We start from the raw sequence: 26,575 nt of genomic DNA, 5'->3' as shown, positions 1-26,575 counted from the left end.
GGGGTCGATCTCATCGGCCAGGCCCTTGAGACATGCCAGCGCCTGCTGGCGCAGCACGCCGCGGTTGACCACACCCAAACGCGTCGGCAAGTGCCCGAGGAACAGGTTCTCGGCCACGCTCATTTCCGGCACCAGGTGCAGTTCCTGGTGGATCACCGCGACACCGTTGGCGATGCTGTCGGCAGCGCTCTTGAACGCCATGACCTGCGCGCCGATCTGCACGCTGCCGCTGCTGGGAATGTAGGCGCCGCCGAGGATTTTCAGCAGCGTCGACTTGCCCGCACCGTTCTCGCCCATCAGGGCATGCACCTGCCCGGGGTGGGCGGTGAAGCTGATGCCGTCCAGCGCCTTGACCCCGGGAAAGGTTTTGCCGATAGCGTCAAAACGCAGGGCCGCAGCGCTCATTTCCACAACCCGATTTTGGTCAGCTCTTCCTTGAAGTTCTCGCGGGTGATCAGGGTGACTTCGTCCATTGCGGTGTACTTGGGCGGTTCTGTGCCCTTGGTGACCCACTCGTACATCATCAGCGCGGTGTTGTAGCCCTCGATGTGCGGGCTCGGCAGCATGGAACCGAAGAAGCCGCTGTCGGCTTTCTTCAATTCGCCAATGGCGTCGGTGCCATTGATGCCGATGCCGATGACGTTGGCCGCCTTGAAGCCGGCACTTTCGGTGGCGCGCACGCCGCCCAGTACCGTGTTGTCGTTCATGCCGCCGATGATCAGGTTCTTCGCCCCGCTCGGCAGCTTGACCAAGGCCGAGTTGGTGGCGTCCATGCTGCCGGGTACGTCGAGGGTTTTAAGCGCGGCGGTGAGGATGTGATCCTTGGGAATACCGGCGTCTTCCAGGGATTTGATCGAGCCGTCGGTGCGCTTCTTGCCGGTGTCGAGTTCGTTGAAGGTGTTGATCACCGCATAAGTGTCCTTCCAGTCCCAGCCGCGTTTTTTCGCTTCGGCGGCCATGGCGGCTCCTTGTTTCTGGCCCACTTCAAACGCGGCCATGCCCAGGTACGGCACGTCTTCCATGAAGTTGCCCTTGGCATCGACAAAGCGGTCATCCACGGCCATGACTTTCAGGCCATTGACCTTGGCCTTGGCGACAATGGCCGGGCCCAGGGACACGTCCGGTGGGCAGATCACAAAGCCCTTGGCACCGTTGGCGGCGAGGCTGTCGATGGCCGAGAGGGTTTTCTCGCCGTCGGGCACGGCGATCTTGATCACGGTGAAGCCATGCTCCTTACCGGCTTTTTCGGCGAAAGCCCATTCAGTCTGGAACCACGGCTCTTCGGCCTGCTTGACCAGGAAGCCGATCTTCACTTCTTCAGCCGATACAAAGCCGCTGAACACCATCGCCAGCGCCACAGCGCCAAGAGTCTTCTTGAACATGAACCACCTCTTTCTTGTTATTGGAAAACGATTTAGTCGTGGTACATCACCGAACGCCCGCCATCGATCATCAGGCACGTGGCGTTGATAAAGGGTGCCTCGTCGGTCGCCAGGAACAGCGCGGTCATCGCCACCTCAATGGGTTGGCCGATGCGCTTGGGCGGGTGCAAGTCAAACGCGCGCTGGCGTTCGGCGTGGGGGTCGGGGAAGCCGTTCCAGTAGTCGACGTTAAGCTGGGTTTCGATATAGCCCGGGGCGATAGCGTTTACGCGGATACCCTTGGGCGCGTATTCGATGCCCAGGGCGCGAGTGAGGCCGAGCAGGCCATGCTTGGCGACAGGATAAGGAAAGCAGCCGGGGATGATGTGGCTGGAATGGGTGGAGGCAATATTGATGATGTTGCCGATGCCCTGCTCGATCATGTGCGGCAGCACCGCACGGCAACCGTACCAGGCGCCATCAAGGTCGATGGCGAAACAGCGGCGCCAATCCTCGTCGGTCATTTCCAGCGGGTCGCGAAACACATTGACCCCGGCGCAGTTGACCAGTACGTCCACCCGGCCAAAGCGCTCGATGGCGAGATTGACCAGCGCCTGCCATTGCTCTTTGGAGGTGATATCTACAGGTTGTGCGCAAATCTCGGCGCCACGTTCGCGCCAACAAGCGGCTACTTTCTCGACTTTTTCAGCCTGGATGTCCGCAATAACCAGTCGCGCCTGCTGGGCCTGGAAGCAAGCCACGATCGCCTCGCCAATACCTTGCGCAGCGCCGGTGATGATCACCACCTTGTTCTTCAGCCGCTCGCCGTAAGTCGGCTCGGGCACGGCAGGTAGGGACAACGGTTGTGCCTGCATCGCTTCACCTGTTTTATTTTTGGTAGTGAGTGCTGATGCAGGCGACTATAAACCCAGACCTTGAAATATCTCAATATATAAATTTGCATCCCATATTGTGAGCGAAAGCAAAAAAAACCGGCCATTGATAGCCGGTTTGGAATGTCGGTCAGCCTTGGGCAAAATCCCTCAGCGCCTCGCCTTCCATGCGATAGCGCACCCACTCCTCCTGAGGCTGGGCACCGATGGATTTGTAGAAGGCAATCGCTGGTTCATTCCAGTCCAGCACGCTCCACTCGAAACGCCCACAGCCGTTATCGCAGGCGATCTTCGCCAGGTGGCGCAACAGCTTCTTGCCCGCTCCGCCGCCGCGTTGTTCCGGGTTGATATACAAGTCTTCCAGGTACAGGCAGTTGCTGCCCAGCCAGGTGGAGTAGCTGAAAAAGAACACGGCAAAACCAATCGGCAAACCGTCGCGCAGGCAGATCAGGCCATGGGCGGTAGCGCCCTCGCTGAACAGGCTGCGCTCGATATCCACCACGCTGGCGATCACTTCGTGCCGGGCTTTCTCATATTCGGCAAGCTCGGTGATGAAACTCAGGATCTGCGCAGCATCGCTGGGTACGGCGGGGCGAATCTCGATGGTCATGGGCGCGCCTTGGGCAATTTCAAAGCCCACATACTAAGGCGGTTTGATGACCGATTGCAGCGCAATTTCATGCCGACCGAAGTGTTTTTACTCCGCCCCAGAGTAATGCCAGCACCAGTAATCACAGAACAATCCCCATGAGCGCCCATGGTAAACAAGCGGCATAATTCCAACATTCAGGTCCTGCTCATGCCCACCACGTCTGCAGTTGGCGCGAAGACATTCGCGCTGTTCTGCCTCGCCAGTTTCTTATTGTCGCTGTCCTATGGCTCGACCTTTTTGCTGTCACTGCTGATTCATTCACGCGGCGGCAACGAGCACGACGCCGGCAGTGTCATTGCCACGGCAATGCTCAGCACCTTTGTGGCGGTGGTCGTTTCCGGGCACCTGGCGGATGCGCTGGGCGCAGCGCGAGCGATTGCGGGCACGGGTGTGATGCTGGTGGTGGCCTGCCTCGGGTTTGCCCTGTCCCCCGGGTTTGGCCAGGGCCTGATGCTGTTCGGGTTATCCCTGGGCTTGGGCTGGGGCGTGTTCTATACCCTGGGGCCGATCATCGTGACGCTGCTGGTGCAACCCCAGCAGCGCGCCAAGTATTTTGCCCTGCTGTCCGGCAGCATGTTGAGCGGGATCGGTTCCGGCCCGTTGCTGGGGCGCGCCGCCACCGCGCTGGGCTTGCCCCTGACGACAGCGTTCTACATTGCCGGGTTGGCCAGCCTTGCCGGGGTTGTGATGTTCTGGCGCATGGGCGCGCAGTTCAAACAGCATGCAAACGTGCCGGCTTCGAAGATCACTTGGACAGCAAGCCGCCGCGTGCTGACGTCCAAGGCAGCGTTCGCGATTTTGATGGTCGGCCTGGGTGGCTGCGTGTTTGGTGGGTTGTCGTCATTCCAGACCAGCTATGCGCTGGCCCATCAGCTGGATTATTCACTGTTCTTCGCAGGTTTCCTGACTGCTGCGATTACCAGCCGGCTGTTGATCGCCGGCTTTGTGGTCAAGCGTGATGCCTATCAGGCTGCGTGCGTATTGTCCGGCGTCATGTTTGGCGCGGTTGCGCTATTCGCGTTCGGGGTGAGCGGTAACTTCAGCTATCTGGTGGCTGCCGCCACGCTGGGGGTCGGGTATGGTCTGACGTACTCGGTGATCAATGGGCTGGTGGCCAGTGAAGCACCCAGCGGCACCATGTCCCAGGCGTTATTGCTGTTCAGCCTGGCGTACTTTATCGGCGTCTTCGGGTTTCCATGGCTCGCGGGCAAAATGATTGTCGAATTCGGCCTGTCGACGATGCTGTTGAGCGTACTGGTCATCGCGGCACTGAACTGGTCGATCACCGTGGCGCGCCTGATCGTGCGGCGAGTATCGATACATAAAGTGATACAGGTGAGCTGATACCGTTCGTCGCCATCAAGGCACGAACAGCAAAGGGTGGCTGACCAATAAAGGGTAAGGACATTAATCATATGGAGACACCCTCATGAAAAATTCCAAATTTGCTGCCCTCGCCCTCACCGGCCTGCTGTCCGCTGCGTCCTTGAGCGCCTTTGCGGCGACTTCGTCGACCGGCCCCACCGACCCGACGCCCGACGCGACGACTGAATCGCAGAAATCCATGGGCACTGGCCTGGATACCAACGGCGGCGCGATCATCGACAACACCAACGGCGCCGACCCTCACACCCAGGGCCATGATACCCAGCGCCAGGCCCCGGCTGCGGTCGGTAACGGCAAAATGGGCCCCTCGGTCAATGAGCCGAAGATCAATAAAGGCGACGACTCGAATCTGCCAGGTGCACCGAAACAGCCAGCGCCTTGATACATCCTTGGCAACACAAACACCCGATCATTTCCCAGTGAAGAGGTACACATGAACGTCGATAGAAACCTTGAAAAAGAAGTCCTCACCCGCCTGCTGCACGCTCACCCCCAGGGCTTGGGCAAGGAGGTACTGGACAACTACCGCGGTGAGAAAGAAGTCGCCAGTGTCTTGGCGTTTCTGCAAGACCGCGGGCTGATCAAGGATGGGCATGTGACCACCGACGACGCCGGTGAATACTCGTTGAACCTGCCGATCAAGCTCACCGCCTCGGGTGTGGATGAGGCCCGCAAGCTCGACGGTGCAGGCCCTCGGTAAGTCATTTCTGGTCTGGCCCTGCGACCGGGGCCAGAAGGAGTTTTAGCGATGCCTCGTGGAAGCAAAGCCAAATACACCGCCGAACAGAAACGCAAGGCCGCTCATATCGAAGACAGTTATGAGCACAAGGGATTGTCCAAGGAAGAAGCCGAAGCCCGGGCCTGGGCCACCGTCAACAAGCAGTCCGGCGGCGGTGAAAAGGCCGGCGGCTCGGGCCAGCATAAAGCGCCGGCGAAGAAATCCCAGGACCGGCAGGAGTCGGCCAAGCGTGCGGCAGCTAGCCGTGAGGGGCACCCGCGCAGCAGTGGGGCTTCGTTGGGTACGCAAACCAAGGAGGGCCTGATGAAGGAGGCGCGAGCCAAGAACATTCCGGGCCGCTCGACCATGCGTAAACATGAATTGATCCAGGCGTTGAAAAAAGCAGGCTAAACATAGATTCAAAATGTGGGAGGGGGCTTGCCCCCGATTGCGGTGGGCCAGCTATAGATAAGCTGGCTGATACACCGCTATCGGGAGCAAGCCCCCTCCCACATTTTGACGTGTGTTTATTCCCTGAGTAGTGCATCGACCTCGGCAGTGGCAGGTGATGTGGCCGGCCCCCAACGTGTCACCGCCAACGCCGCCGCAGCATTCGCTCGACGCGCCGCCTCGACAGGTTTCAAGCCCTGCGCCAAGCCGGCAATAAACACCCCTGCGTGCGCATCCCCCGCACCGTTGCTGTCGACCGCTTGCACCTTGAAACCGGGTACATGTTCAATTTCAGCTGTGCGCCCTACCCAGCAACCATTGGGCCCATCACGTACGACCAGCAAGGTTTGCGCAGGCAGATGTCGACTCAACTCAGGCAACGCCGCGGCGATCTCAGGGGCACCGGTAAACGCCAGAGCTTCCGGGCCATTGCTGGTCCAGATATCGATACGTGGCAACAACGCACGCATCAAGACTGAATCCGGCGCCTTGACCAGCGGTCCAGGATCGAACACCACTACGATCTCTCGCGGCAGCGCCAGCAGCCAGTCGATCAACGGCTGCGCCTTGCCCTCAAGGAGCAGGCTGTAGCCACTGACGTACACGTAGTCATCGGCGAGCGGGACGATCCTGGCCAAATCTTCGGCACTCAATTCGCCTTCGGCGCCGATATGGGAAATGAACGTACGCTCAGTGGTGGCCTCGGTCAGGGACACACACAAACCAGTGTCCTTCTCGTTGCTCGCAGTCAATGCCATTTCAATCTTTTCAGCCTGCATCGCGGCGCGAGCCAAGTCACCAAACCGGCCATTGCCGTGGCGCCCAAGGTAGACCACCGACATCCCATTGCGCCGCGCCGCCGCCATGACGTTGAAGCCACCGCCCGCTTCGAAACTGGCAGATTTGGCCAGTACGTCACCGCCAGTTGCCGGCAGGGTGTCGAGGGCCATGACCAAGTCGACAATGACCTGGCCGGTATGCAGCAATCTAGGCATGGGTACCCTCTACCAAAGCCGGGCGACGATCAGACGCGCCGCCCAGTACCGCATAAAGGCCGCCTGCGACCAGGAAGGTGACGACCCAGCCCAGGCCGTTGTGGCCCAACCAGGAGTCGGACAGCGGCCCGGCGAACCAGATATTTTGCGCGGTGGTGCCGATGGTGGTGAAGCAGAACCCCAGCACGATAGCCACGGCCCAGGCGCCGAAGGCACGCCACTCCACACCGCCGCGATACCAGTAAGCGCTGCTCGGACTGACATCCAGCAAGTCCTTGGGGCTGTAGTAATGCCGGTGTATCAGGTCGACCACGAAGATCCCGACCCACGCCGTAATCGGCACCGCCAGCAACGAAATGAAGGTGATGAACGGGCCATAGAAGCTGTCGGCGATCAGCATGAAATAGATGGAACCGGCGAAGATCGCCACGATATCGACAATCACCGCGTGCACGCGCTTGACCTTCAGACCCAGGGTCAGGGTGGTAAGGCCGGCCGAATATACCGACAGATTGTTCGACAGCAACAGCCCGCCGAATGCGGTGATCAGGTAAGGCACCGCCATCCAGGTGGGCAGCATGTCGCGGATCGCGATGATGGGGTCGGTGGCCGACGCCAGGTCGTCGTTACCCACCGACAGCAGGCCACCAAGGGTAATCAGCAACACCAGCGGGATGCCCGCGCCAAAGGCGGCGCTGGCCACCAGGCGCACAGCCTTGACGCTGCGGTGCTGGTAGCGCGACATATCGGCACCGGCGTTGGCCCACCCAATGCCGGTGCCGGCGGCCATGGTGCCGACGCCGATGATCATCGCGCTCAACGGCGCAGGTGTGGCATTGAACACCGCGCTCCAGTCGATAGTGGCACACAGAAAGCCGCCCACCAGGATATTCAAACCGCCAAATACATAGGTGGCCCACTTCTGGATCACCAGCAGCGTGGCGTGGCCGAGGCCGGATACCGCCAGGGTCAGCAGTACAAAGATGGCGATGAAGATCAACGTGAGTACGGGGGCGCTTTTCGCCTCTACCGCCGAACCGAACAGGATCGAACACAAGGACAGCAACACAAAGGCGGCCGTGGTGGTGTTGACGGTTTCCCAACCCAGGCGCGACATCAGCGAGACCACCGTCGGGCCGATATTGCCGCGTACGCCAAAGATAGCGCGGGATAACGTCAGGCTGGGCGCGCGACCACGACGGCCGGCGATGGAGATGATGCCCACTACCGCGAAGGAACCCGCTGCGCCAAGGATTGCGACGATGATCGCCTGCCAGATGGCCAGGCCCCGAAACGCGACCAACGTCGCACCGAGCGGCAAGCCGAGGATGCTGATATTGGCGGCAAACCATACCCAGAACAGTTGCAGCGGATGGCCGTTGCACTCGCCTTCCGGGACCGGCTCGATGCCGCGTGTTTCCAACTGCCCGGCGCTTTGGCCACTAGAGGTGCTGCTCATGAAGGGGTGCTCCTGGTGCCTGTATTGTTGTGGTTGTGGCAGCGAGTCGAATCTTTATCCAGTCTTCCTGACTCAACGCTTTTTAATGTGGGAGCTGGCTTGCCTGCGATTGGGGTGTGTCAACCAGCCCAGCAGCCACTGGAAAACCGCTGTCGCAGGCAAGCCAGCTCCCACATTTAGTTCCGTGTTTATCGCAAGGCCAATAACGCTTGGACCAGCGGCTGCAAGTCCAGGCCATTGACCTGCTTGACCTGCTCGATCAGCGCCTCTGGCCAGCACTGCATCCCCAGGCACGCGCCGAGCATGGCCCCCAGGATCGCGGCGATCGTGTCGGTGTCGCCCCCCAGGCTGGCGGCCAGGCACAGTGCTTCGAAGGCATTCATATCGCCGGACGCGACTTGCTGCGCCAGGGCGAACGACACCACCACCGACTCCTGCGAGGCAACAGACGTCCCGATCAATTCGTAGAGCAAATCGGCAAACAGGGCCTTGTCATCGCTGCCGACACTCAGGGTGCGGGCCCAGCTGATGCGGGTGGAAATGCGTCCACCGGCCACCCAGTGGCCATGGCTTTCAGCCTGCTGGGCAATCTGAATGCCGATGTTCAAAGCTTCGCCCAGGTCCACGCCATTGATACCGGCGGAGACCACCGCCGCCACGGCCGCGGCACTGGAGATACCCAGGCTGGTGTTATGGGTGACCTGGCAAGCCTGGATCACCGCCTGGATAAACGAGGCTGTCTCGCTGACATCGGCGGCGATGCCCACCGGGGTGATGCGCATGGCCGCACCATTGGTGGTGCCGTAGCGTCCGGACTCTTGCGGCGTATGGCCAGCCAGGATCATATCGATCGCCCGTTTGGTCGACGGCCCGAGCAGGTCCTGGGAACCCTTGGCGCGCATTCCCGCTTCCCAGTCGATCAGGCGCTGGGCAAGCACGGCAGGTTCGATCCGGCCTTGGCCTTGCACCAGCAACTCAGCGACCAGGATGGCCTGCTCGGTGTCATCGGTAATGGAACCGGCGGGCATGTTCGGTGCAATGGGCTGGTCGGCGTCGGCGTCTTCCAGGGCGGTGATGGTTCCGAAGCGCGCTTTCACCTGTTCGCGGCTCAAGGATTGTGTGGGCATACCCAGGGCGTCGCCCAGGGCCAAGCCGTAGAAGGCACCGAGTGCGCGGTCTTCCCGGGTCATTTGGCGGCTCCAAACTGCAGATGCAGGCGAAAGTGCAGCGGGTCGAGCAAACTTTCGACATGCTCCATGAAGCGTTCGCGACGGTCGTAGGTGGTGCGCGAAGCTTTGAGAAATACCGTGCCGGTAGCGCGCCCGAGCAATTGAGCATCTTCATCGCTCAGGGGCTCGGCGCCGATCCACTGGTCGCCTTCGGCGCCCACATAACCGTAGGCCGCCAGGGTGATGGTCAGGGAATCATCGATCAGGCCAATGCGGGGCAGGCTTTCCAGGCCGCCCACTGCTGGCATCAACGAACGCTCCAGAGACACCGCAACGCCATCGGCCGTGTTCCGGCGGCGATCCAGGGCAATAAATTGATCGGTGCCGAAACGGCTGAACAGGTCCGGGCGCGTCACCGCTTCGAAACGCAGCACGTCGGTGCTCACCTGAGCCCCCGTGTCTGCCAGGGCCTGGGCCCAACCGCTGCGTTGGTCGAGGACCATGCCATCAAAGGTGACGATGGAGCCGACGCCACTCTGGGTGGCGATATAGTTACGGCGCTTTAGCTCGGCCAGCGCTTCGCGCAGCGTGCCACGGCTGACCGCAAACTCCTCGGCCAACTGGTGCTCACCTGGCAATAGCAAACCGTCGGCCATGACCCCACCTTCGATACGGCGGATGAGCTCGTCGACGACGCGTTTTTTCTTATCAAATCGAACATGTCTAATCATGTACAAATTGATAACCGAAAGCAGGCATTTACAGCAAGGAGATTATTTCAGGGTGAAGGCAAAATCAGCCTCAGGGTTCCAGGCCGATGGGGAAAAACTCCCCTGCACTCCATACGCCAAGCCAGTTCTGACCGTTTATCGGACGAGTCACCGCCAGCTCCACCAATTGGTAGAACACGTTGCGATGCACGAGGGCTTCAAGGTTGGTACGAACTCGCACGTAGGGTGCAGGTTCCTGGGTGACAGGGTCCGTCACCACCCGCAAGGGGTGTTCGAGGCCGGCCTCGACCTGCTCGTCGACGTTGGTGGTAAAGCGCAATACCTGGCTTTCGCCCTGCCCTTGCACGTCCAGGGTTACCGCCACAAATGGCGCATCATCGACGCTGATGCCGACTTTCTCTACCGGCGTCACCAGGAAATAATCATCGCCGTCTCGGCGCAGGATATTGGAAAACAGTTTGACCATCGGCTTTCGCCCGATAGGCGTGCCCTGGTAAAACCAGGTGCCATCGCGGGCAATGCGCATGTCGATGTTGCCGCAAAAATCCGGATTCCACAGATGCACCGGTGCCGGCCCCTTGCCCTTGGGCAGTTGGGCCAATAGGTCATTGGCCTTGGCGGAATCGGTCATGGGGCTTCTCCTCAGGTCTACTGATTGCTCATGCCCAGCAAGCCTCGGGCGTATTGCGCCAGGGGGCGGGCAATCAGATCTTGTGGCGATGTGTCGTGGAACGTCAGTAAACCGCCACGACTGCGAATACGTGCAGTATCAATCAAATACTGGGTGCTGGTCTCGATCAACATGACCTGGATCACACCGCTGTCCAGCCCCAGGCGGTCCAGAGCTTGCTGGTCGGTCCACTCATCGGCATTGCCGATACGGTCATCGGCTGCCGCAAAACGGCAATACAGCAGGTAGTGAGCCCCCGCCTCGCGGGCTTCGGCCATGGCCTGCTCGAGACCTTCGGGTTGGCGGGCACGACGGACCATGGGGAAATATTCGACGAAACCGTTGAACGCTTCCTCGGCGACCACGTTGGGTCGCGGGTACGCGCTGCCCGGCGGCACGAAGGCGCCCTGGGCGATAAATACAAAGGAATCCGGCTGTATGCGCACCGAGGCCGTACGCCGGGTGTCGCTATGGTCCAGCAGCCCGGCATCGCTCATCTGATAGCGAGTGCCTTCGGCCATATCGCTGACGGTCATACAACCACTCAGGGCCAACGCCGCCAGCAGTAAAACCAGACTACGCATCCTAATCCTCCAGAAGCCGGTGACGGAAAACCGGCGAATGGGCGTGAGATGCAGGTTCTGCGCCAGCTTGAAGGACAACACATTGAGGCATGCGCGACCTTAGCCGCCAATGATCTTCATGATCGTCGCGCCGCCCGAAAACGCCACTTCCTGCTTGTCGCCCAGCGCCTTCATCAACAAGCCCTGCAAGGCCGGCAATGCCTGGTGGCGCGGTTGATCAAGCAAGTCACCGACGTAGTGGCGATTGCTTGAGGACAAGCAACCATGCAGCCAGCCCGTGGAGGACAACCGCAACCGCGAACACGTACGACAGAACGGTACACTTTCGTTGGCGATCACGCCGAAGAAGCCTTTGCCCGGTACTTCGTAGCGTACGGCGGTAGCGTCAACGGGCGCGTTGGCTTGCAGGTATTCGTGGCGCTCACCGATCAGGCTGAGCAATTGCTGCAAGCTGACAAATTGCTGGAGGAACGCGTTGGAGTCTTTCGCCAGGTGCCCCATGCGCATCAATTCGATAAAGCGCAACTCGTAGCCACGCTCCAGGCAGTAATCAAGCAGAGGCATCACCTGATCCAGGTTCTGGCCACGCAATGGCACCATGTTGACCTTGATCTTGATGCCGGCCGCGCTGGCCTGGTCCATGCCATCGAGCACGGTGGCCAGGTCGCCGCCACGAGCGATGCTGCGAAAGGCATCGGCATCCAGGGTATCGAGGGAGACATTGATACGCCGAATGCCGGCATCCACCAGCAACGGCAGTTTGCGCGCCAGCAATTGGCCGTTGGTCGTGAGGCTGATGTCGCTGAGGCCCATCTGCCCTACCGCGTCCATGAACGCTTCCAGCTTGGGGCTCACCAGCGGTTCGCCGCCAGTGATGCGCAGGCGTTCGATGCCCGCCGCTTCAATCAGGTAAGCCACGCCCCGGGCCATGGCCGCGGCCGAGAGTTCGTCCTGGGCAGCCACCAGCCGCTTGCCGTCAGGCACGCAGTAGGTACACGCGTAATTGCAGGCTGAGGTCAGGCTGATCCGCAAATTGCGAAAACGCCTGCCTTGACGATCAACGATCATGGATCACTCCGGCAGAAGATAATTCGGGCGCACTAAAAACTGACTCATAAATCAGCTTTTAGCAAGGTCCTTGCCTGAGTATATTCCTGGGTTAATACCCTGGCAGTAAATCATTGCCCCATCACTGCAGCGAATAACTTACGTAGCCGGGGTCTCATCACCTTTTTCAGGGCCAGGCAGTTCAGTGCTGTGCTTGCGCTTGTTGCCCATGCGCACGCCGATGTCCATCAGGAACTGGAAGAAACCTTCCTGGTCCTCCAGCACATTGCTCCAGAACGGCGAGTGATACAGCGCCACGGCGCCATGCACCAGGGCCCAGGCGGCGCAGTAGTGGAAATACGGCGGCACGTCTTCAAGCTTGCCTTCACTGATGCGCCCCTTGATCAGCAGGGTCAGGCGTTCGAAGTTCGAGGCGCGGATCTTGTGCAACTCCTCGACCATTTCCGGCACCTGGTGCCCCTTGACCACCTTCTCTTCCAGGCGGTCGAACAGGCGGTAGCGCTGCGGGTCACGCATACGGAACTCGAAGTAAGCGCGAGACAGCGCTTCCTTGTCCTTGTCGACATCGGCCGAGTGCAGCAGCTCGTTCAAGTCGCGCTCGTAGTCGAGCATCAGGCGCAAGTAGATCTCGGCCTTGGATTTGAAGTGCTTGTAGATGGTGCCCTTGCCGATACCCACGGCATCCGCAATCATCTCTACCGTGACGCTGTCTTCGCCCTGTTCGAGGAATAACTTGAGTGCGGTGTCGAGAATTTCCTGCTCACGGCGGCGAAACTCACGGACCTTACGGGGTTCTTTGTGCATGAGGAAGAAGTCTGCAAAGGTCGGAATAGGGAGGGTTGCGCAGGGCCACAGATACGTGGCGATACGATTTACCCGATGCGAGGGATTATCCCGACTGAACGGTCGTTGGGCAATGTCTATGTGAACCCGCGATGCACTTAACTTTCAATACGCCAACGTTTTTATCGATATCAGTCAGAAATAGACGCACCCCTGAAGCTGCCCACCTGCTCAATGAGAACTCAAGCTAAGCGGGCGTATTCCAAATCTGTTTAAAAAACGATCAGATCTGACTGGACTGAATCGGATACTGATCAATACTTCAACTGTCGCCGCGACATCTCCCCCAAGTGACGCGACGACCTGGGTACCGACGGACTGCGTGCCCTTGTTTTACTCCTAATGGTCTTAGCCCGGATTCACCCCCCAGAACCCGGGTTTTTTTTGCCTGCGATTCAGCCGTACTATCCGGCTACATGGGCCAACGGAAACAGGCGTTTGAAGTTTTCGGTGGTCTGCTCGGCGAAGCGCTCGTACGACTCGCCGCGCAGCATCGCCAAGTAATCGGCCACGTCACGCACATATTCAGGCAGGTTTGGCCTGCCGCGATGGGGAATAGGTGCCAGGTACGGCGAGTCGGTTTCCACCAGCAGGCGATCGGCTGGCACTTGGCGAGCCACGTCGCGCAGCGCGTCGGCGTTGCGAAAGGTGACGATACCCGACAGGGAAATATAGAACCCCAGGTCCAGAGCAGCCTTGGCCATGTCCCAGTCTTCGGTAAAACAATGCAACACACCGGCCTGCGGCAGCGCGGCTTCGCGCAGCAAGGTCAAGGTATCGGCGCGGGCCCCCCGGGTGTGGACGATCACCGGCTTGCCGGTCTGCTGGGCGGCTTGCAAGTGCAGGCGGAAAGAGGCCTGCTGCAACTCGGCGGCTTCAGGCTCGTAGTGGTAGTCCAGGCCGGTTTCGCCAATGGCCACCACCCGTGGATGGTTGAGTTCGCCCAATAGCCAATCCAGAGCCGGGGCTTCGCCGGGTTTGAGGTCCAGCGGGTGGATGCCCACCGAGCAATCCACATCGGCGTAGCGATCAGCCAGGGCTTTGACGTCGCCGGCGTTTTCAGCGCTGACGCCGATGCACAGAAAGTGCCCTACCCCACGCTGGCGTGCAGCTTCAAGGGCGGCGTCGAGGGAACCGCCGTGCTGGGCAAGGTCAAGGCGATCAAGATGGCAATGGGAATCTACGAGCATAGGAAGTCAGGGCTTAATTCACGAAAAGGGTCTGGCCAACCATACACCTGTCGGCCCCGGAAATTAACGGCGCCCGAGCAGGCCAACCCACTGCACCAGCAGCGCCTCAAGCAACAGCACGCGGTTGAGGTTGGCCTTGCCGAGTACCTTCTGGCGCTGAGCAAGAATCCAGTCCTGGATGTTCAGCACTTTGTCCTGGGCACTTTTCTGCGCGAGGTATTGCACCACCTTGCGCATATCCGCCAGGCCAAGGCCGTTTTCATCCTGGGTCAGTTGGTAGCGCAGGATCAGGCTGGACCAGTCGCAGAACCAGTCGAACAACAGCAGCAGGGGAATATCCTTCCAGGCGCTTTCGGCCAGTTGCGTGGCGGACAGCTCCTGCTTGAGCAGCTTCTTCACACCCTCCACAACCAGTGCCCGTTGCTCACGCACGCCCTGGGCTTGCAGCTTCACGGCTGCCAGGGGTGAACCGGCCGCCAGGGTCAACAACTCGACCCGTTCCTGCTCGGTGCACTCCGGCAACGCCTGCGCCAGCCATTGCAGGCTCATGGCCTCGCTCGGCAACGGGCACGCCTGCTGTACGCAGCGGCTGCGAATCGTCGGCAACAAACGGCTGGACTGATGGCTCACCAGCAAGAGCACGGTGTCGCCGGACGGTTCTTCAAGGCTTTTGAGCAAGGCGTTGGCGGCGTTGATGTTCATCGCCTCGACTGGCTCGATCAGCACCACTTTGCGCCCGCCCATCTGCGCGGTCTGCACTACGAAGCTGACGAGGTCGCGTACCTGGTCGACCTTGATCGCCTTGTCGGCTTCCTCGGGCTCCAGCACATAGTTGTCCGGGTGACTGCCAGCCTTGAGCAGCAGGCAGGATTTGCACTCGCCACACGCCTGCAGATTGACCGGGCGCTGGCACAACAGGCTAGCCATCAAGCGCTCGGCGAGGTGACGTTTACCGATGCCCACGGGGCCATGCAGCAAATAGGCATGGGCGTGCTGGGCACGACCGGCCAGTTGCTGCCACAAGCTGTCCTGCCACGGGTAGGACTCAGCCACGAGTGCGCTCCAGCAGAGTCGGCAACAGCGCATCGATGGCCTGTTGCACCTGGTTCAACGGCTGCGCCGCATCGAGCAGGTGATAACGCGCCGGCTCAGCCTTGGCGCGCTGCAGGAAAGCGCTGCGCACCGCGTCGAAAAATACCGGGCCTTCCAGTTCGAAACGATCCAGGCGACCGCGAGCGCTGGCGCGGGCCATGCCCACTTCCACGGGCAGATCGAACAGCAGGGTCAAATCCGGACGCACATCGCCCTGTACGAAGGTTTCAAGGGTGGCGATACGCTCTACTGACAAGCCTCGGCCACCGCCCTGGTAGGCGTAGGTGGAATCCGTGAACCGATCACAAATCACCACGGCGCCGCGTGCCAGCGCGGGGCGAATCACTTCGGCCAGGTGTTGGGCTCGGGCGGCAAATACCAGCAGCAGCTCGGTGTCCGGGTTCATTGGCTCATCACCCGGGGCCAACAGCACTTCGCGTATACGCTCGGCCAGCGGCGTACCGCCCGGCTCGCGGGTCAGCACCACTTCGACGCCCTGCGCACGCAGGCGCTCGGCCAGGTAGTCGCGGTTCGTGCTTTTACCGGCACCTTCCGGGCCTTCCAGGGTAATAAACAAGCCAGTCACAGGCAGTCCTTAGTCAGAGTCATTGCGGGCTTTGCGGCGCGGTACTGTCCGGCGCGGGCTCAATCGGTGCCTCGGCAGGTGCGGTTGCATCTTCCAGCGGTTTCACCACCGGCGCCGGGCTGGAGCGGTAATCGCCACGCCGCTTGAGCTGGAACTCGCGCACGGCGGCATTATGGGCATCCAGGTTATCCGAGAAAATATGGCTACCGTCGCCACGGGCGACAAAATACAGGCTGCTGCCCGGCACCGGGTTCAGCGCTGCATGGATCGCCTCGCGACCGACCATCGCAATAGGCGTGGGCGGCAGGCCGGCGATCATATAGGTGTTGTAGGGGTTGGCTTCCTTGAGGTGGGCGCGGGTCAACTTGCCGTTGTAGCGCTCACCCAGGCCGTAAATCACGGTGGGATCAGTCTGCAGCATCATGCCGATCTTCATGCGGCGCACGAACACACCGGCAATCTGCCCACGCTCTTGCGGCACGCCGGTCTCCTTTTCCACCAGGGACGCCATGATCAGTGCCTGATAAGGGTCGGTGTACGGCGCATCGTCGGCACGCTTGCTCCACTCCTGGGCGAGCACATCGTCCAGGCGGTTGTAGGCTTTTTTCAGGAATTCGACATCGGTCATGCCGCGTACAAAACGGTAGGTGTCAGGGAAGAAACGCCCTTCCGGAAACTCACCCGCATGGCCGAGCTTGTCCATCACTTCGCTGTCAGTCAGGCCAGGAAGGGTCTGAACGATTTTTTCATGCTTGGCCAGGGCGGTGCGCACCTGGCGGAAATTCCAGCCCTCCACCAGGGTCAGGCTGTATTGCACCACCTCGCCGCGCTGCCACAGGCCGATCAAGCCTTCGGCAGTGAGGCCGGGTGTCATGCGGTATTCGCCGCTGTGCAGTGGCTGGCCTTCAAGGTTGAAGCGCCAGTACAGGCGTAACCAGAATGCATCGTCGAGTACACCGTCGGCTTCCAGACGATTGAAAGTACCCGTCGGGGTAGCGCCAGCCGGCACGTCGAGCAACTGCTCCTGGGGCAGCTTCAGGGGCTGCTTGAGGGCAGAGTCGAGTTTCCAGGCCGAAAAGCCCACGAGCAACGCTGCCGAGACCAGGCTGATCTGCAGCAGTAACACCAGTTTTCGTATCAACTCAAATATCCAATAGCGCGCGAACAATACCCTGCAGTTTACGGGTGAGCGGCCCAACCGGCCAGCTCATCGCAGCGCATCCACGCACCGGCCAAATGCCATATACGCTGTTGCAGACAAAGACTTCATCGGCCTGCTGCAACTGCTCAATATTGATGTCGGCCACGACCACCGGGACGCCCAGCGCATGTGCCTGGGCCAGCAGTTCGGCGCGCATCACCCCGGCCACGCCGCAACGGGTCAGATCAGCGGTTAGTAACAAGCCGTTGCGCACCAGGAACAGGTTGCTGAACACGCCTTCGATCACCCGCCCGGACATATCCAGCATCAGGCCTTCGGCATGTTCGGTATCTTGCCATTCGGCACGGGCGATCACTTGCTCCAGGCGGTTGAGGTGCTTGAGACCGGCCAGCAGCGGCTGCTCAGCCAAGCGCGTGGTACAGGGGAACAGGCGGATGCCTTCGATTGCATGGGCGGGCGGGTAAATAGCGGGCGCACTGCCCTGCAAGATACGACGCACCGGGGCGCCAGGGTTGATGCCATAACCGCGCAGGCTGTCGCCACGGGTGAGGATCAACTTAAGGACACCGTCACCCAGCGCAGCGGCGAAGCCAAGCACTTCGTTGCGAATCAACCCGTGATCGGCCACCAGTGCCAAGCGCCTGCAACCCTCTTCCAGGCGTTGCAGGTGACGGTCGAGCAGCAACGGCTGCCCGGCCTTGACGGCGATGGTCTCGAATATCCCATCGCCATACGCCAGGCCACGATCTTTCAGGGGCACGCTGCCCGCCGGCTGACCGTCGACCCAGCTGTGCATCACTCGGCAAACCGGCGGAACACCAGGGAGCCGTTGGTGCCACCAAACCCGAACGAGTTGGAGATCACCACGTCGATCGGCATCGGTTGCGCTTCGTGGGGCACGAAGTTCAGGTCGCAGCCTTCGTCCGGCTCATCAAGGTTGATGGTCGGCGGAGCGACCTGATCCTTGATCGCCATTACACTGAAGATCGCCTCGACCGCGCCCGCCGCACCCAACAGGTGGCCGGTCATGGACTTGGTGGAACTGACCGCCAGCTTGTAGGCATGTTCACCGAACACCGACTTGATGGCTTCGGCTTCCGCCAGGTCGCCGGTCGGCGTCGAAGTACCATGGGCGTTGATGTACTGCACCTGGTCAGGGTTGACCTTCGCATCGCGCAGTGCATTGGTGATGCAGCGCGCAGCACCGGCACCGTCGGACGGTGGCGACGTCATGTGATAGGCATCGCCGCTCATGCCAAAGCCGATCAACTCGGCGTAGATGGTGGCGCCACGCGCCTTGGCGTGCTCCAACTCTTCCAGCACCAGGGCACCGGCGCCGTCAGACAGCACGAAGCCATCACGGCCCTTGTCCCACGGACGGCTGGCTCGGGTGGGCTCGTCATTGCGGGTCGACAACGCACGGGATGCACCGAAGCCACCCATGCCCAGGCCGCAGGCGGCCATTTCAGCGCCACCGGCGATCATCACATCCGCTTCGTCATAAGCGATGTTGCGCGCCGCCATGCCGATGCAGTGGGTGCCCGTGGTGCACGCCGTTGCGATGGCGTAGTTAGGCCCTTGTGCACCCAGGTGGATGGACAGGAAGCCGGAAATCATATTGATGATCGAGCCGGGCACGAAGAACGGTGAAATTCGACGCGGGCCGGAATCGTGCAGCGTGCGGCTGGTTTCTTCGATATTGGTCAAACCGCCAATCCCCGAACCCATGGCCACGCCGATGCGGTCACGGTTGGCGTCGGTGACTTCCAGGCCAGCGTTACGCACTGCCTGAAAACCGGCTGCCAAGCCGTATTGAATGAACAGGTCGAGCTTGCGGGATTCTTTGATCGAGAGATATTCCTCGACATTGAAGCCCTTTACCGAGCCGCCAAAACGGGTGGAATAGGCAGAAAGGTCCGTGTGTTCGATCAGACCAATACCACTGCGGCCAGCCAGAATGCCCTGCCAACTGCTCGGCACATCCGTACCCAGTGGCGACAACATACCCATACCGGTGACTACGACGCGTCTACGCGACACAGCACTCTCCTTTTTCTAATGACGACACTTCGATTCGCAGCTTACTTTTCATCACCGCCTAAAGAAAAAACCGCACGCCGTTACAGCAGTGCGGTTTTTCCCTGACAGCAAGCGACGACTACAAACTATTACGCCTGGTGGCTGGTAACGTAGTCGATGGCAGCTTGAACAGTAGTGATTTTTTCAGCTTCTTCGTCCGGGATTTCGGTCTCGAATTCCTCTTCCAGAGCCATCACCAGCTCAACGGTGTCAAGGGAATCGGCACCCAAGTCTTCTACGAAGGAAGCAGTGTTGACCACTTCTTCTTCCTTAACGCCCAGTTGCTCGGCAACGATTTTCTTGACGCGCTCTTCGATGGTGCTCATACCTTGTTTAACTCCTAATGGACAAATTCAGGCAGCTGGCCAGTGGGTAAGTGTATAGAAAGCCATTTCAGCTTTTCAACTGAAAGCTTCACCCTGTACCCGGTCGGCCACCTGCCTATAAATTAAGTTGCAGCTTTATAACGGATTTTAGACAGCTCGTATGACATTTTTTTGAAGCGATCCGTCACAATTTAACTCATGTACATCCCGCCGTTCACCGGGATTGTAGCCCCAGTCACGTATGCCGCACCGTCGGATGCCAGGAAAGTGACCACATTCGCGATCTCTTGAGCCTGGCCCAGACGGCCCAGCGGAATCTGCGTCAGCAACGCTTCACGCTGTGCTTCCGGCAGTTCGCGGGTCATATCGGTGTCGATGAACCCTGGGGCCACCGAGTTGACCGTAATCGACCGCGAACCGACTTCACGTGCCAGTGCACGGCTGAAACCTTCCAGACCGGCCTTGGCGGAAGCGTAGTTTACTTGGCCTGCGTTGCCCATGGCACCCACTACGGAGCCAATATTGATAATTCGGCCCCAACGCGCCTTGGTCATGCCGCGCAAAACACCCTTGGACAGGCGGAACAGACTGTTCAGGTTGGTATCGACCACGTCGTACCACTCGTCGTCTTTCATGCGCATCATCAGGTTGTCACGGGTGATACCGGCGTTGTTCACCAGAATCGCCGGCGCACCGAACTGTGCAGTGATCTCGGCCAATACGGCAGCCACGGACTCATCGCTGGTCACATTCAGCTCAAGGCCGGTACCCTGCACGCCGTTTTCCTTCAGGGTCGCGGCGATACGCTCGGCGCCCGAGGCGGAAGTGGCGGTGCCGATCACAACGGCGCCCTGACGGCCCAGCTCCAGGGCGATGGCCTGGCCAATGCCACGGCTAGCGCCGGTAACCAGTGCAACTTTACCTTGCAGACTCATGCAGGCTTCTCCTAAGTACGGGATTCAGGCCAGTGCCGCGCGAGCGGCAGCGAAGGCTTCAGGGGTATTGAGGTTGGCGGTCGACACACCGTCGGCGCAGCGCTTGTTCAGGCCGGCCAGGACTTTGCCCGGGCCGCACTCGACCAACTCGTTGGCGCCGTTGGCAGCCAGGGTCTGGACCGATTCAACCCAGCGCACCGGCTTGTACAGTTGCTCCAGCAGGTCGCGCTTGAGGGTGTCGAGGTCGGCAGCCACGGCCGCGCTGACGTTCTGCACCAGCGGGATCTGCGGCGCCTGCCAGTTGATGGCCGCGATAGACTCGGCAAAGCGCTCGGCAGCCGGGCGCATCAGTTCGCAGTGGGACGGCACGCTCACCGGCAACGGCAGTGCACGCTTGGCACCCCGGGCCTTGCAGCCTTCGATGGCGCGCTCAACAGCCGCCTTGGCGCCGGCGATCACCACCTGCCCCGGGGAGTTGAAGTTCACCGCGCTGACCACCTCACCTTGCGCCGCTTCGGCGCAGGCCTCGATTACCACCGCATCATCCAGGCCCAGGATCGCGGCCATGCCGCCCTGCCCGGCCGGAACGGCTTCTTGCATCAACTGGCCACGACGCTCGACCAGCTTGACCGCTTCACCAAGGGTCAGACTGCCCGCCGCCACCAGGGCGCTGTATTCGCCCAGGCTGTGCCCGGCAACAAATGCCGGACGCGCCCCACCTTCTGCCAGCCACAAGCGCCACAGGGCGATCGAAGCGGTCAGAATGGCCGGCTGGGTTTTATCGGTTTGATTGAGCTGCTCTTCCGGCCCCTGCTGGGTCAGCGCCCACAGGTCGTAACCCAGGGCATCGGAAGCTTCCTTGAAGGTATCCAGGACCAGCGGGTATTGCGCGCCCAGCTCGGCCAACATGCCGAGGGACTGCGAACCCTGCCCTGGAAAGACGAATGCGAGGGATGTAGACATGTAACAAGCCCCTAATGATCTGGTCGTCAAAAATGCGCACTCCAACGGTGGGAGCGCGCGAAACTGACAGATTGGATGGTCAATTGAACTGGCCGGTCACATTTAAGCACTCCCGGACCAATTCGCCTAAGGCAACAGATCCTCAAGACGGCCGTGCAGGCGTTGCGGCAGGTTTTCCTGTATCTCGATCAACGCCCGCGCAATCGCACTTTGAAACCCCTGCACGCCGGCCGAGCCGTGGCTTTTGACCACAATGCCCTGCAAGCCGAGAAAGCTCGCTCCGTTGTGCCGTGCCGGTGCCAGGTCGGCCTGCAAGCGGCGCATCAACGGCAGCGCCAGGGCACCGACCATGCGCGATACCAGGCTCTGCTTGAACAAGGCTTCGATACGCGTGGCAATCATGGTTGCCAAGCCCTCGCTCGACTTGAGCAGGATGTTGCCGACAAACCCGTCACACACCACCACGTCGGCTTCACCACGGTACAAGCCGTCACCTTCGACAAAACCTATGTAGTTCAAGCCCGGCGCGCCTTGCAACAACGTGGCGGCCAGCTTGACCTGCTGGTTGCCCTTGATGTCCTCGGTGCCGATATTCAGCAGGGCGACCCTTGGCCGGGCTACGCCCAGCGCTTCAGCGGCCACCGAGCCCATCACGGCGAACTGCAACAGGTGCTCGGCACTGCAATCGACATTGGCGCCCAGGTCCAGCAACTGGCAATAGCCCTTCTGCGTCGGGATCGCCGCCACCATCGCCGGGCGGTCGATACCCGGCAAGGTCTTGAGCACATGCCGCGACAAGGCCATCAACGCCCCTGTATTACCGGCACTGACACAGGCTTGCACCTTGCCATCACGCAGCAGCTCAAGAGCCACACGCATTGAAGAGTCGGGCTTGCCGCGCAAGGCTGCGGCCGGCTTTTCATCCATGCTGATGGTTTCGCTGGCGGGCGTAATGGTCAGGCGCGCACGATCCACCGCCGGATGGCTGGCAATCAGTTCTTCAAGAAGGGTAGGTTGACCGACGAGGGTCAGGTGCAGCGAGGGCGTAGCAGACAGGCTGGCAATGCAGGCCTGAACAATGCTGCGGGGACCGAAGTCCCCGCCCATTGCGTCAATCGCGATGACTTGGGCAGACAAGTGATTACTCGTCAGCGCCCTTGTCGATCACTTTACGGCCACGGTATACGCCTTCTGGCGATACGTGGTGACGCAGGTGAACTTCACCAGTGGTCTTTTCCACGGACAGGGTGCTAGCCTCGAGAGCGTCGTGCGAACGGCGCATGTCACGGGCAGAGCGGGATTTTTTGTTCTGCTGAACAGCCATAATTGATTAACTCCTAAACGTTTGGGTCACGCTTTAACTGCGCCAATACACTGAACGGGTTGGACCGCGTTACCTCGTCCTCGCTCGGCTCGGCCTCGTCATCGAGACCCTCCGGCTGCTGGCATTCTTCCGGATGATGAGCAGGCACAATGGGCAAGGCGAGCAAAAGCTCCTCCTCGATCAGTGCATGCAGATCCAATGGATCTTCGCCCAGTTCCAGCACGTCATAACCTTTCGGCAACGACTGGGTATTCGCACCCTCTTTCACCACAGCATAACTGCATTCGCTGTGGATCGGCAGGGTGACCAGCTCAAGACAACGCTGGCAAACCATTTTGACTTCGGTGTCGATAAAGCTGTGGATTACCACAGACTTACGTTCATCTCGTTCAAAAACGAATTTAGCCTGCACCGTACCGACAGTGTCGGAAAGCGGGTCGCAGAGTCTCTCCAAATCGGCCAGCAGCACTTCACCTTGAAGGGTGGTGCCACGATCAGCCAATTTGCGCGGGTCAACGTGAGGTGGAATCGGGTCATTCAACATAGGCGCAGCATTATAGGGATGCACCCAGCCATGTCAAAGGAAATTCAGCCCTGTGCGTCAGCCGGTCGCGTCGCTAGAATCGATGACTGCCTTGAGGAGACGTATATGCTGCCTTTATTACTCGCGTCCAGCTCGGTTTATCGCCGGGAATTACTGAGCCGCCTGCACCTGCCTTTCACCTGCAGCTCGCCGGATATCGACGAAAGCCACCGCCCGGACGAATCCGCCATCGAACTGGTAAAGCGCCTGGCCGAAGAAAAAGCCCGCGCCCTCGCCGCCAGCCATCCTGGCCATTTAATCATTGGCTCTGACCAGGTCGCTGCACTGGAAGGCCGGATCATCGGCAAGCCTCACACCTTTGAAAACGCCCGCGAACAGTTGTTGGCGGCCAGTGGCAAGCGTGTGAGCTTTCTTACCGGGCTGGCACTACTCAACAGCAACACAGGGCATTGCCAGGTCGACTGCGTGCCTTTCACGGTAACCATGCGCGAGCTGGATGCAGAGCGTATTGAGCGCTACCTGCGGATCGAGCAGCCCTATGACTGCGCGGGCAGCTTCAAGGCCGAGGGGCTGGGCGTGAGCCTGTTCCAAAGCACCGAAGGGCCGGATGCGACCAGCCTTGTCGGGCTGCCGCTGATTCGGCTGGTGGATATGCTGCTCGCTGAGGGCGTGCAAATCCCTTAAATACACCACCGGCCAAATGCGGGAGGGAGAAAGCCCCCCTCCCACCTTTTGATCTACAGCAGGCTCGGGGTATCAGCGTAGCGTCGGGCCTTGGAAGCCCATGTACAGCGCAAGCTTCTCAGCCACGCTGGCGCCGAGCTTTTTAGAGAAGCGATCAAACGGCGATTCCTCGACCGTAAAATCCACCAACTCCTTCTCGCCAACCACATCCCGCGCCACCGAGCTGGCACTACCCAATCCGTCAATCAAGCCCAGCGGCAATGCCTGCTCGCCCGACCACACCAACCCGGAGAACAACTCCGGATGATCCTTATCCTTCAACCGGTCACCACGGCCCTGCTTGACGCTGGTAATGAACTGGCGATGAGTGGTATCGAGCACGCTCTGCCAAAACGCGGTTTCATCCGCCTTTTGCGGCTGGAAAGGATCCAGGAACGCCTTGTGCTCACCCGAGGTGTAGGTGCGACGCTCCACCCCCAGCTTCTCCATGGTGCCGACAAAACCGTAACCGGCCGCCGTCACACCAATGGAGCCCACCAGGCTGGCCTTATCGGCATAGATCTGGTCAGCGGCACTGGCGATGTAATAAGCCCCCGAGGCGCCCAGGTCGGAAATTACCGCGTAGAGCTTGGTATCCGGATGGAGTGCGCGCAGCCGGCGAATCTCGTCATACACATAGCCCGACTGCACAGGGCTGCCGCCAGGACTGTTGATACGCAGGATCACGCCCTTGACCTTGGGGTCTTCGAAGGCGGCGCGCAGGCTGGTGACGATATTGTCGGCACTCGCGGGCTCTTTGTCGGCAATCACACCGCGCACCTCAATCAGGGCGGTGTAGTGACTACCGCGGGTAGCGCTTTTTTCCATATCCATCAGCGGACTGAACAGCGCCAGCATCCCAAGCAGGTAAACAAAGGTCAGCAGCTTGAAAAAAATCCCCCAGCGCCGCGAACGACGCTGTTCCTGGACACTGGCCAGGAGGGTCTTCTCCAGCAGCTTCCAGCTTTTATCATCACTGCTTTCGGCCTTTTCGGGCGCTTTCCACTCGTCACTCATGCCATCAACCCCAGCAAAGACTTATCGGGCCCGGCTGAGCCAGGCCTGCAATTCAGAAAAATGATCAATCGTGAGCCTCGGCTCGTATTGCTGCAACGCCTCGGCAGCCTGGGCGCCATAGCTGACCGCCACGCTGTCCATGCCAGCATTGCGCGCCATCATCAGGTCGAAAGACGCATCACCCACCATCAATGCCTGGCGCGGCGATACACCGCAATGATCCAGGATCTGCTCCAGCATCAGAGGATGGGGCTTGCTGGCGGTTTCATCAGCCGCACGGGTAATGTCGAAATAGTCTTTCCAGCCATGCGCCTTGAGCACCCGATCCAGCCCGCGACGGGCTTTTCCGGTGGCGACCGCCAGCTGAAAGCCCTCGGCACGCAAAGCCTCCAGCGACTGCACCACACCGTCGAACAGCGGCGAAGGCTCGGCCTCCAGCGCAATGTAGTGATCGGCATAGTGCTCGCGGAACGCTATCAGCTCGTCGTCGGCAATTTGCGGGTAAAGCGTGCGGATTGCTTCAGGCAAGCCCAGGCCAATGATGCCCTTGACCGCGATGTCGCTGCACAACTCAAAACCCGAGCGAGTCGAAGCCATATGCATCGACTCGACAATCCGACCAATGGAATCGCACAGCGTCCCATCCCAATCGAAGATCAGCAGTTTGTAGTCAGGGTGCGACACTCAAACGCTCCACGGTCTTGGCCCACATCTCGTCGACCGGCGCCTGCAATTTCAGCTCGCCACCATCGGGCAGCGGCACAGTGAGCATGTAGGCGTGCAGGAACAGACGTTTACCGCCCAGATCGCGGATCTCCTTGGAGAAACCCTCATCACCGTACTTGGTGTCACCGGCAATGCAGTGCCCCGCGTGCAGGGTGTGCACGCGTATCTGGTGAGTACGACCAGTGACCGGTTTGGCTTCGACCATGGTGGCGAAGTCGCCGAAGCGGCGCAGTACCTTGAACAGGGTCAGGGCTTCTTTGCCCTCCTCGTCCACCTCGACCATACGCTCACCGGAACGCAGGTTGCTCTTTTGCAGCGGTGCACGAACGCTCTTGATCGAGCTGGCCCAATTGCCACGCACCAGCGCCATGTAGCGCTTGTCCACACCGTCGCCACGCAGGGCGGTGTGCAGGTGGCGCAACATGCTGCGCTTCTTGGCGATCATTAACAGGCCGGAGGTATCACGGTCCAGGCGATGGACCAGCTCCAGTTCCTTGGCATCCGGGCGCAACTGGCGAAAGGCTTCGATCACGCCGAAGTTCAGGCCACTGCCGCCGTGAACTGCGATGCCGCACGGCTTGTTGATCACGATCAGTTTGTTGTCTTCGAAGACAATCGACGCTTCCAGGCGCTGCAACAGCCCCTGGGCCAAGGGCACAGGCTCGTCGCGCTCAGGCACGCGCACGGGCGGCACACGGACGATATCGCCCGCCTGCAACTTGTACTCAGGCTTGATCCGCCCCTTGTTCACGCGCACTTCGCCTTTACGCAAAATGCGGTAAATCAAGGTCTTGGGCACGCCTTTGAGCCGGGCCAGGAGAAAATTGTCGATGCGTTGGCCGGCATATTCCGGCGAGACCTCAAGCAGCTGGACGCTGGGGGTCGGGGGGGTGGTAGTCGTCATGGCCGCGATGATAACAATTTTTTAT

32 protein-coding genes are annotated in these 26,575 nt (G+C 60.3%); 5 read left to right on the top strand and 27 right to left on the bottom strand.

The annotated features are described in order from the left end of the window. From JH25_RS29115 to JH25_RS05820, 4 genes are all read right to left on the bottom strand, one after another. The coding region (locus JH25_RS29115; protein ID WP_236648065.1) for an ATP-binding cassette domain-containing protein at positions 1-405 on the bottom strand (405 nt) is incomplete at its 3' end. Further along, the gene (locus JH25_RS05810) at positions 402-1,382 is read right to left on the bottom strand and encodes a substrate-binding domain-containing protein (RefSeq protein ID WP_032879876.1); all 981 of its coding nucleotides are present in this window, start codon (positions 1,380-1,382) and stop codon (positions 402-404) included. The genes JH25_RS29115 and JH25_RS05810, both read right to left, overlap by 4 nt. A 32-nt stretch (positions 1,383-1,414) precedes the next feature. Beyond that, entirely contained in the window at positions 1,415-2,236 is an 822-nt protein-coding gene (locus JH25_RS05815; RefSeq protein WP_032879874.1) for an SDR family oxidoreductase, read from the bottom strand. Between the two features lie 148 nt (positions 2,237-2,384). Then, positions 2,385-2,864, bottom strand: a complete 480-nt coding sequence (locus JH25_RS05820; RefSeq protein WP_005790497.1) for a GNAT family N-acetyltransferase — start codon at positions 2,862-2,864, stop codon at positions 2,385-2,387. Between the two features lie 189 nt (positions 2,865-3,053). Between JH25_RS05820 and JH25_RS05825 the strand changes: the two genes are divergently transcribed. From JH25_RS05825 to JH25_RS05840, 4 genes are all read left to right on the top strand, one after another. After that, positions 3,054-4,250, top strand: a complete 1,197-nt coding sequence (locus tag JH25_RS05825; protein WP_032881256.1) for an MFS transporter — start codon at positions 3,054-3,056, stop codon at positions 4,248-4,250. An 85-nt stretch (positions 4,251-4,335) separates the two neighbouring features. Further along, the gene (locus JH25_RS05830) at positions 4,336-4,674 is read left to right on the top strand and encodes a hypothetical protein (RefSeq protein WP_005790501.1); all 339 of its coding nucleotides are present in this window, start codon (positions 4,336-4,338) and stop codon (positions 4,672-4,674) included. Positions 4,675-4,725: 51 nt separating this feature from the next. After that, the gene (locus tag JH25_RS05835; RefSeq protein ID WP_005790502.1) at positions 4,726-4,992 is read left to right on the top strand and encodes a hypothetical protein; all 267 of its coding nucleotides are present in this window, start codon (positions 4,726-4,728) and stop codon (positions 4,990-4,992) included. Between the two features lie 48 nt (positions 4,993-5,040). Further along, positions 5,041-5,421: a hypothetical protein gene (locus JH25_RS05840; protein WP_032879873.1), complete on the top strand. Its 381-nt coding sequence runs from the start codon at positions 5,041-5,043 to the stop codon at positions 5,419-5,421. Positions 5,422-5,537: 116 nt separating this feature from the next. Here JH25_RS05840 and JH25_RS05845 read toward each other — a convergent pair whose 3' ends face one another. The 20 genes from JH25_RS05845 to JH25_RS05940 form a co-directional block, all read right to left on the bottom strand. Then, positions 5,538-6,455 carry a PfkB family carbohydrate kinase gene (locus JH25_RS05845; RefSeq protein ID WP_032879871.1) on the bottom strand — a complete coding sequence of 306 codons (918 nt, stop codon included), beginning with the start codon at positions 6,453-6,455 and terminating at the stop codon, positions 5,538-5,540. Further along, the gene (locus tag JH25_RS05850; RefSeq protein ID WP_032879870.1) at positions 6,448-7,914 is read right to left on the bottom strand and encodes a purine-cytosine permease family protein; all 1,467 of its coding nucleotides are present in this window, start codon (positions 7,912-7,914) and stop codon (positions 6,448-6,450) included. The genes JH25_RS05845 and JH25_RS05850 overlap by 8 nt, the downstream gene beginning before the upstream one ends. 188 nt (positions 7,915-8,102) lie before the next feature. Then, complete coding sequence (locus JH25_RS05855; RefSeq protein WP_005790510.1) at positions 8,103-9,104, bottom strand: ADP-ribosylglycohydrolase family protein; 1,002 nt, start codon at positions 9,102-9,104, stop codon at positions 8,103-8,105. Then, positions 9,101-9,814 (bottom strand): GntR family transcriptional regulator, encoded by a 714-nt coding sequence (locus JH25_RS05860; RefSeq protein ID WP_005790512.1) that lies wholly within the window; start codon positions 9,812-9,814, stop codon positions 9,101-9,103. Before JH25_RS05860 ends, JH25_RS05855 begins: the two co-directional genes overlap by 4 nt. 70 nt (positions 9,815-9,884) lie before the next feature. After that, complete coding sequence (locus tag JH25_RS05865; RefSeq protein ID WP_032879868.1) at positions 9,885-10,445, bottom strand: DUF1285 domain-containing protein; 561 nt, start codon at positions 10,443-10,445, stop codon at positions 9,885-9,887. Between the two features lie 17 nt (positions 10,446-10,462). Continuing rightward, positions 10,463-11,068: a DUF4823 domain-containing protein gene (locus JH25_RS05870; RefSeq protein ID WP_005790515.1), complete on the bottom strand. Its 606-nt coding sequence runs from the start codon at positions 11,066-11,068 to the stop codon at positions 10,463-10,465. 99 nt (positions 11,069-11,167) lie between these two features. Continuing rightward, a complete protein-coding gene (locus JH25_RS05875; protein WP_005790516.1) occupies positions 11,168-12,136 on the bottom strand; it encodes a GTP 3',8-cyclase MoaA in 969 nt (322 codons plus the stop codon). A gap of 138 nt (positions 12,137-12,274) precedes the next feature. Continuing rightward, positions 12,275-12,940 (bottom strand): TetR/AcrR family transcriptional regulator, encoded by a 666-nt coding sequence (locus tag JH25_RS05880; protein WP_032879867.1) that lies wholly within the window; start codon positions 12,938-12,940, stop codon positions 12,275-12,277. A 443-nt stretch (positions 12,941-13,383) separates the two neighbouring features. Beyond that, positions 13,384-14,169 carry a TatD family hydrolase gene (locus JH25_RS05885; RefSeq protein ID WP_032879866.1) on the bottom strand — a complete coding sequence of 262 codons (786 nt, stop codon included), beginning with the start codon at positions 14,167-14,169 and terminating at the stop codon, positions 13,384-13,386. A 63-nt stretch (positions 14,170-14,232) separates the two neighbouring features. Then, positions 14,233-15,222, bottom strand: coding sequence for a DNA polymerase III subunit delta' (locus tag JH25_RS05890; protein WP_032879865.1), 990 nt, complete (start codon positions 15,220-15,222; stop codon positions 14,233-14,235). Further along, positions 15,215-15,847 carry a dTMP kinase gene (gene tmk / locus JH25_RS05895; protein WP_032879864.1) on the bottom strand — a complete coding sequence of 211 codons (633 nt, stop codon included), beginning with the start codon at positions 15,845-15,847 and terminating at the stop codon, positions 15,215-15,217. Before tmk ends, JH25_RS05890 begins: the two co-directional genes overlap by 8 nt. Positions 15,848-15,866: 19 nt before the next feature. Further along, positions 15,867-16,988, bottom strand: coding sequence for an endolytic transglycosylase MltG (mltG, locus tag JH25_RS05900; RefSeq protein WP_032879863.1), 1,122 nt, complete (start codon positions 16,986-16,988; stop codon positions 15,867-15,869). A gap of 1 nt (position 16,989) precedes the next feature. Then, positions 16,990-17,805 (bottom strand): aminodeoxychorismate lyase, encoded by an 816-nt coding sequence (gene pabC, locus JH25_RS05905; protein WP_032879862.1) that lies wholly within the window; start codon positions 17,803-17,805, stop codon positions 16,990-16,992. After that, positions 17,805-19,049 carry a beta-ketoacyl-ACP synthase II gene (gene fabF / locus JH25_RS05910; protein ID WP_005790527.1) on the bottom strand — a complete coding sequence of 415 codons (1,245 nt, stop codon included), beginning with the start codon at positions 19,047-19,049 and terminating at the stop codon, positions 17,805-17,807. The genes pabC and fabF overlap by 1 nt, the downstream gene beginning before the upstream one ends. 128 nt (positions 19,050-19,177) lie before the next feature. Beyond that, on the bottom strand, positions 19,178-19,414 hold the full coding sequence (acpP, locus tag JH25_RS05915; protein ID WP_003175607.1) for an acyl carrier protein: 237 nt from the start codon (positions 19,412-19,414) through the stop codon (positions 19,178-19,180). A gap of 191 nt (positions 19,415-19,605) precedes the next feature. After that, positions 19,606-20,349, bottom strand: coding sequence for a 3-oxoacyl-ACP reductase FabG (gene fabG, locus JH25_RS05920; RefSeq protein ID WP_005790544.1), 744 nt, complete (start codon positions 20,347-20,349; stop codon positions 19,606-19,608). Positions 20,350-20,373: 24 nt separating this feature from the next. Next, complete coding sequence (fabD, locus tag JH25_RS05925; RefSeq protein ID WP_032879861.1) at positions 20,374-21,312, bottom strand: ACP S-malonyltransferase; 939 nt, start codon at positions 21,310-21,312, stop codon at positions 20,374-20,376. Between the two features lie 126 nt (positions 21,313-21,438). Further along, positions 21,439-22,449, bottom strand: a complete 1,011-nt coding sequence (gene plsX / locus JH25_RS05930) for a phosphate acyltransferase PlsX (RefSeq protein ID WP_032879860.1) — start codon at positions 22,447-22,449, stop codon at positions 21,439-21,441. 4 nt (positions 22,450-22,453) lie between these two features. Beyond that, positions 22,454-22,636: a 50S ribosomal protein L32 gene (rpmF, locus tag JH25_RS05935; protein ID WP_003179396.1), complete on the bottom strand. Its 183-nt coding sequence runs from the start codon at positions 22,634-22,636 to the stop codon at positions 22,454-22,456. Positions 22,637-22,649: 13 nt separating this feature from the next. Continuing rightward, positions 22,650-23,180, bottom strand: coding sequence for a YceD family protein (locus JH25_RS05940; RefSeq protein ID WP_005790551.1), 531 nt, complete (start codon positions 23,178-23,180; stop codon positions 22,650-22,652). A 105-nt stretch (positions 23,181-23,285) separates the two neighbouring features. Here JH25_RS05940 and JH25_RS05945 point away from each other — a divergent pair, with 105 nt between their 5' ends. Further along, positions 23,286-23,864, top strand: a complete 579-nt coding sequence (locus tag JH25_RS05945; protein ID WP_032879859.1) for a Maf family protein — start codon at positions 23,286-23,288, stop codon at positions 23,862-23,864. A 72-nt stretch (positions 23,865-23,936) separates the two neighbouring features. On the opposite strand, the gene JH25_RS05950 is transcribed toward JH25_RS05945, so the two are convergent. The 3 genes from JH25_RS05950 to rluC are packed head-to-tail and all read right to left on the bottom strand — an operon-like array spanning position 23,937 to position 26,550. Next, positions 23,937-24,920, bottom strand: coding sequence for a S49 family peptidase (locus JH25_RS05950; protein ID WP_032879858.1), 984 nt, complete (start codon positions 24,918-24,920; stop codon positions 23,937-23,939). Between the two features lie 21 nt (positions 24,921-24,941). Next, positions 24,942-25,604 (bottom strand): HAD-IA family hydrolase, encoded by a 663-nt coding sequence (locus JH25_RS05955; RefSeq protein ID WP_032879857.1) that lies wholly within the window; start codon positions 25,602-25,604, stop codon positions 24,942-24,944. Next, positions 25,591-26,550 (bottom strand): 23S rRNA pseudouridine(955/2504/2580) synthase RluC, encoded by a 960-nt coding sequence (rluC, locus tag JH25_RS05960; RefSeq protein WP_005790558.1) that lies wholly within the window; start codon positions 26,548-26,550, stop codon positions 25,591-25,593. The genes JH25_RS05955 and rluC overlap by 14 nt, the downstream gene beginning before the upstream one ends. Positions 26,551-26,575 lie beyond the last annotated feature (25 nt).

Source organism: Pseudomonas sp. BRG-100 (genome assembly GCF_000737955.1).
Lineage (GTDB): Bacteria > Pseudomonadota > Gammaproteobacteria > Pseudomonadales > Pseudomonadaceae > Aquipseudomonas > Aquipseudomonas synxantha_A.
The sequence above is the reverse complement of the archived record's forward strand: the minus strand, read 5'-3'. Positions and strand labels throughout refer to the sequence as shown.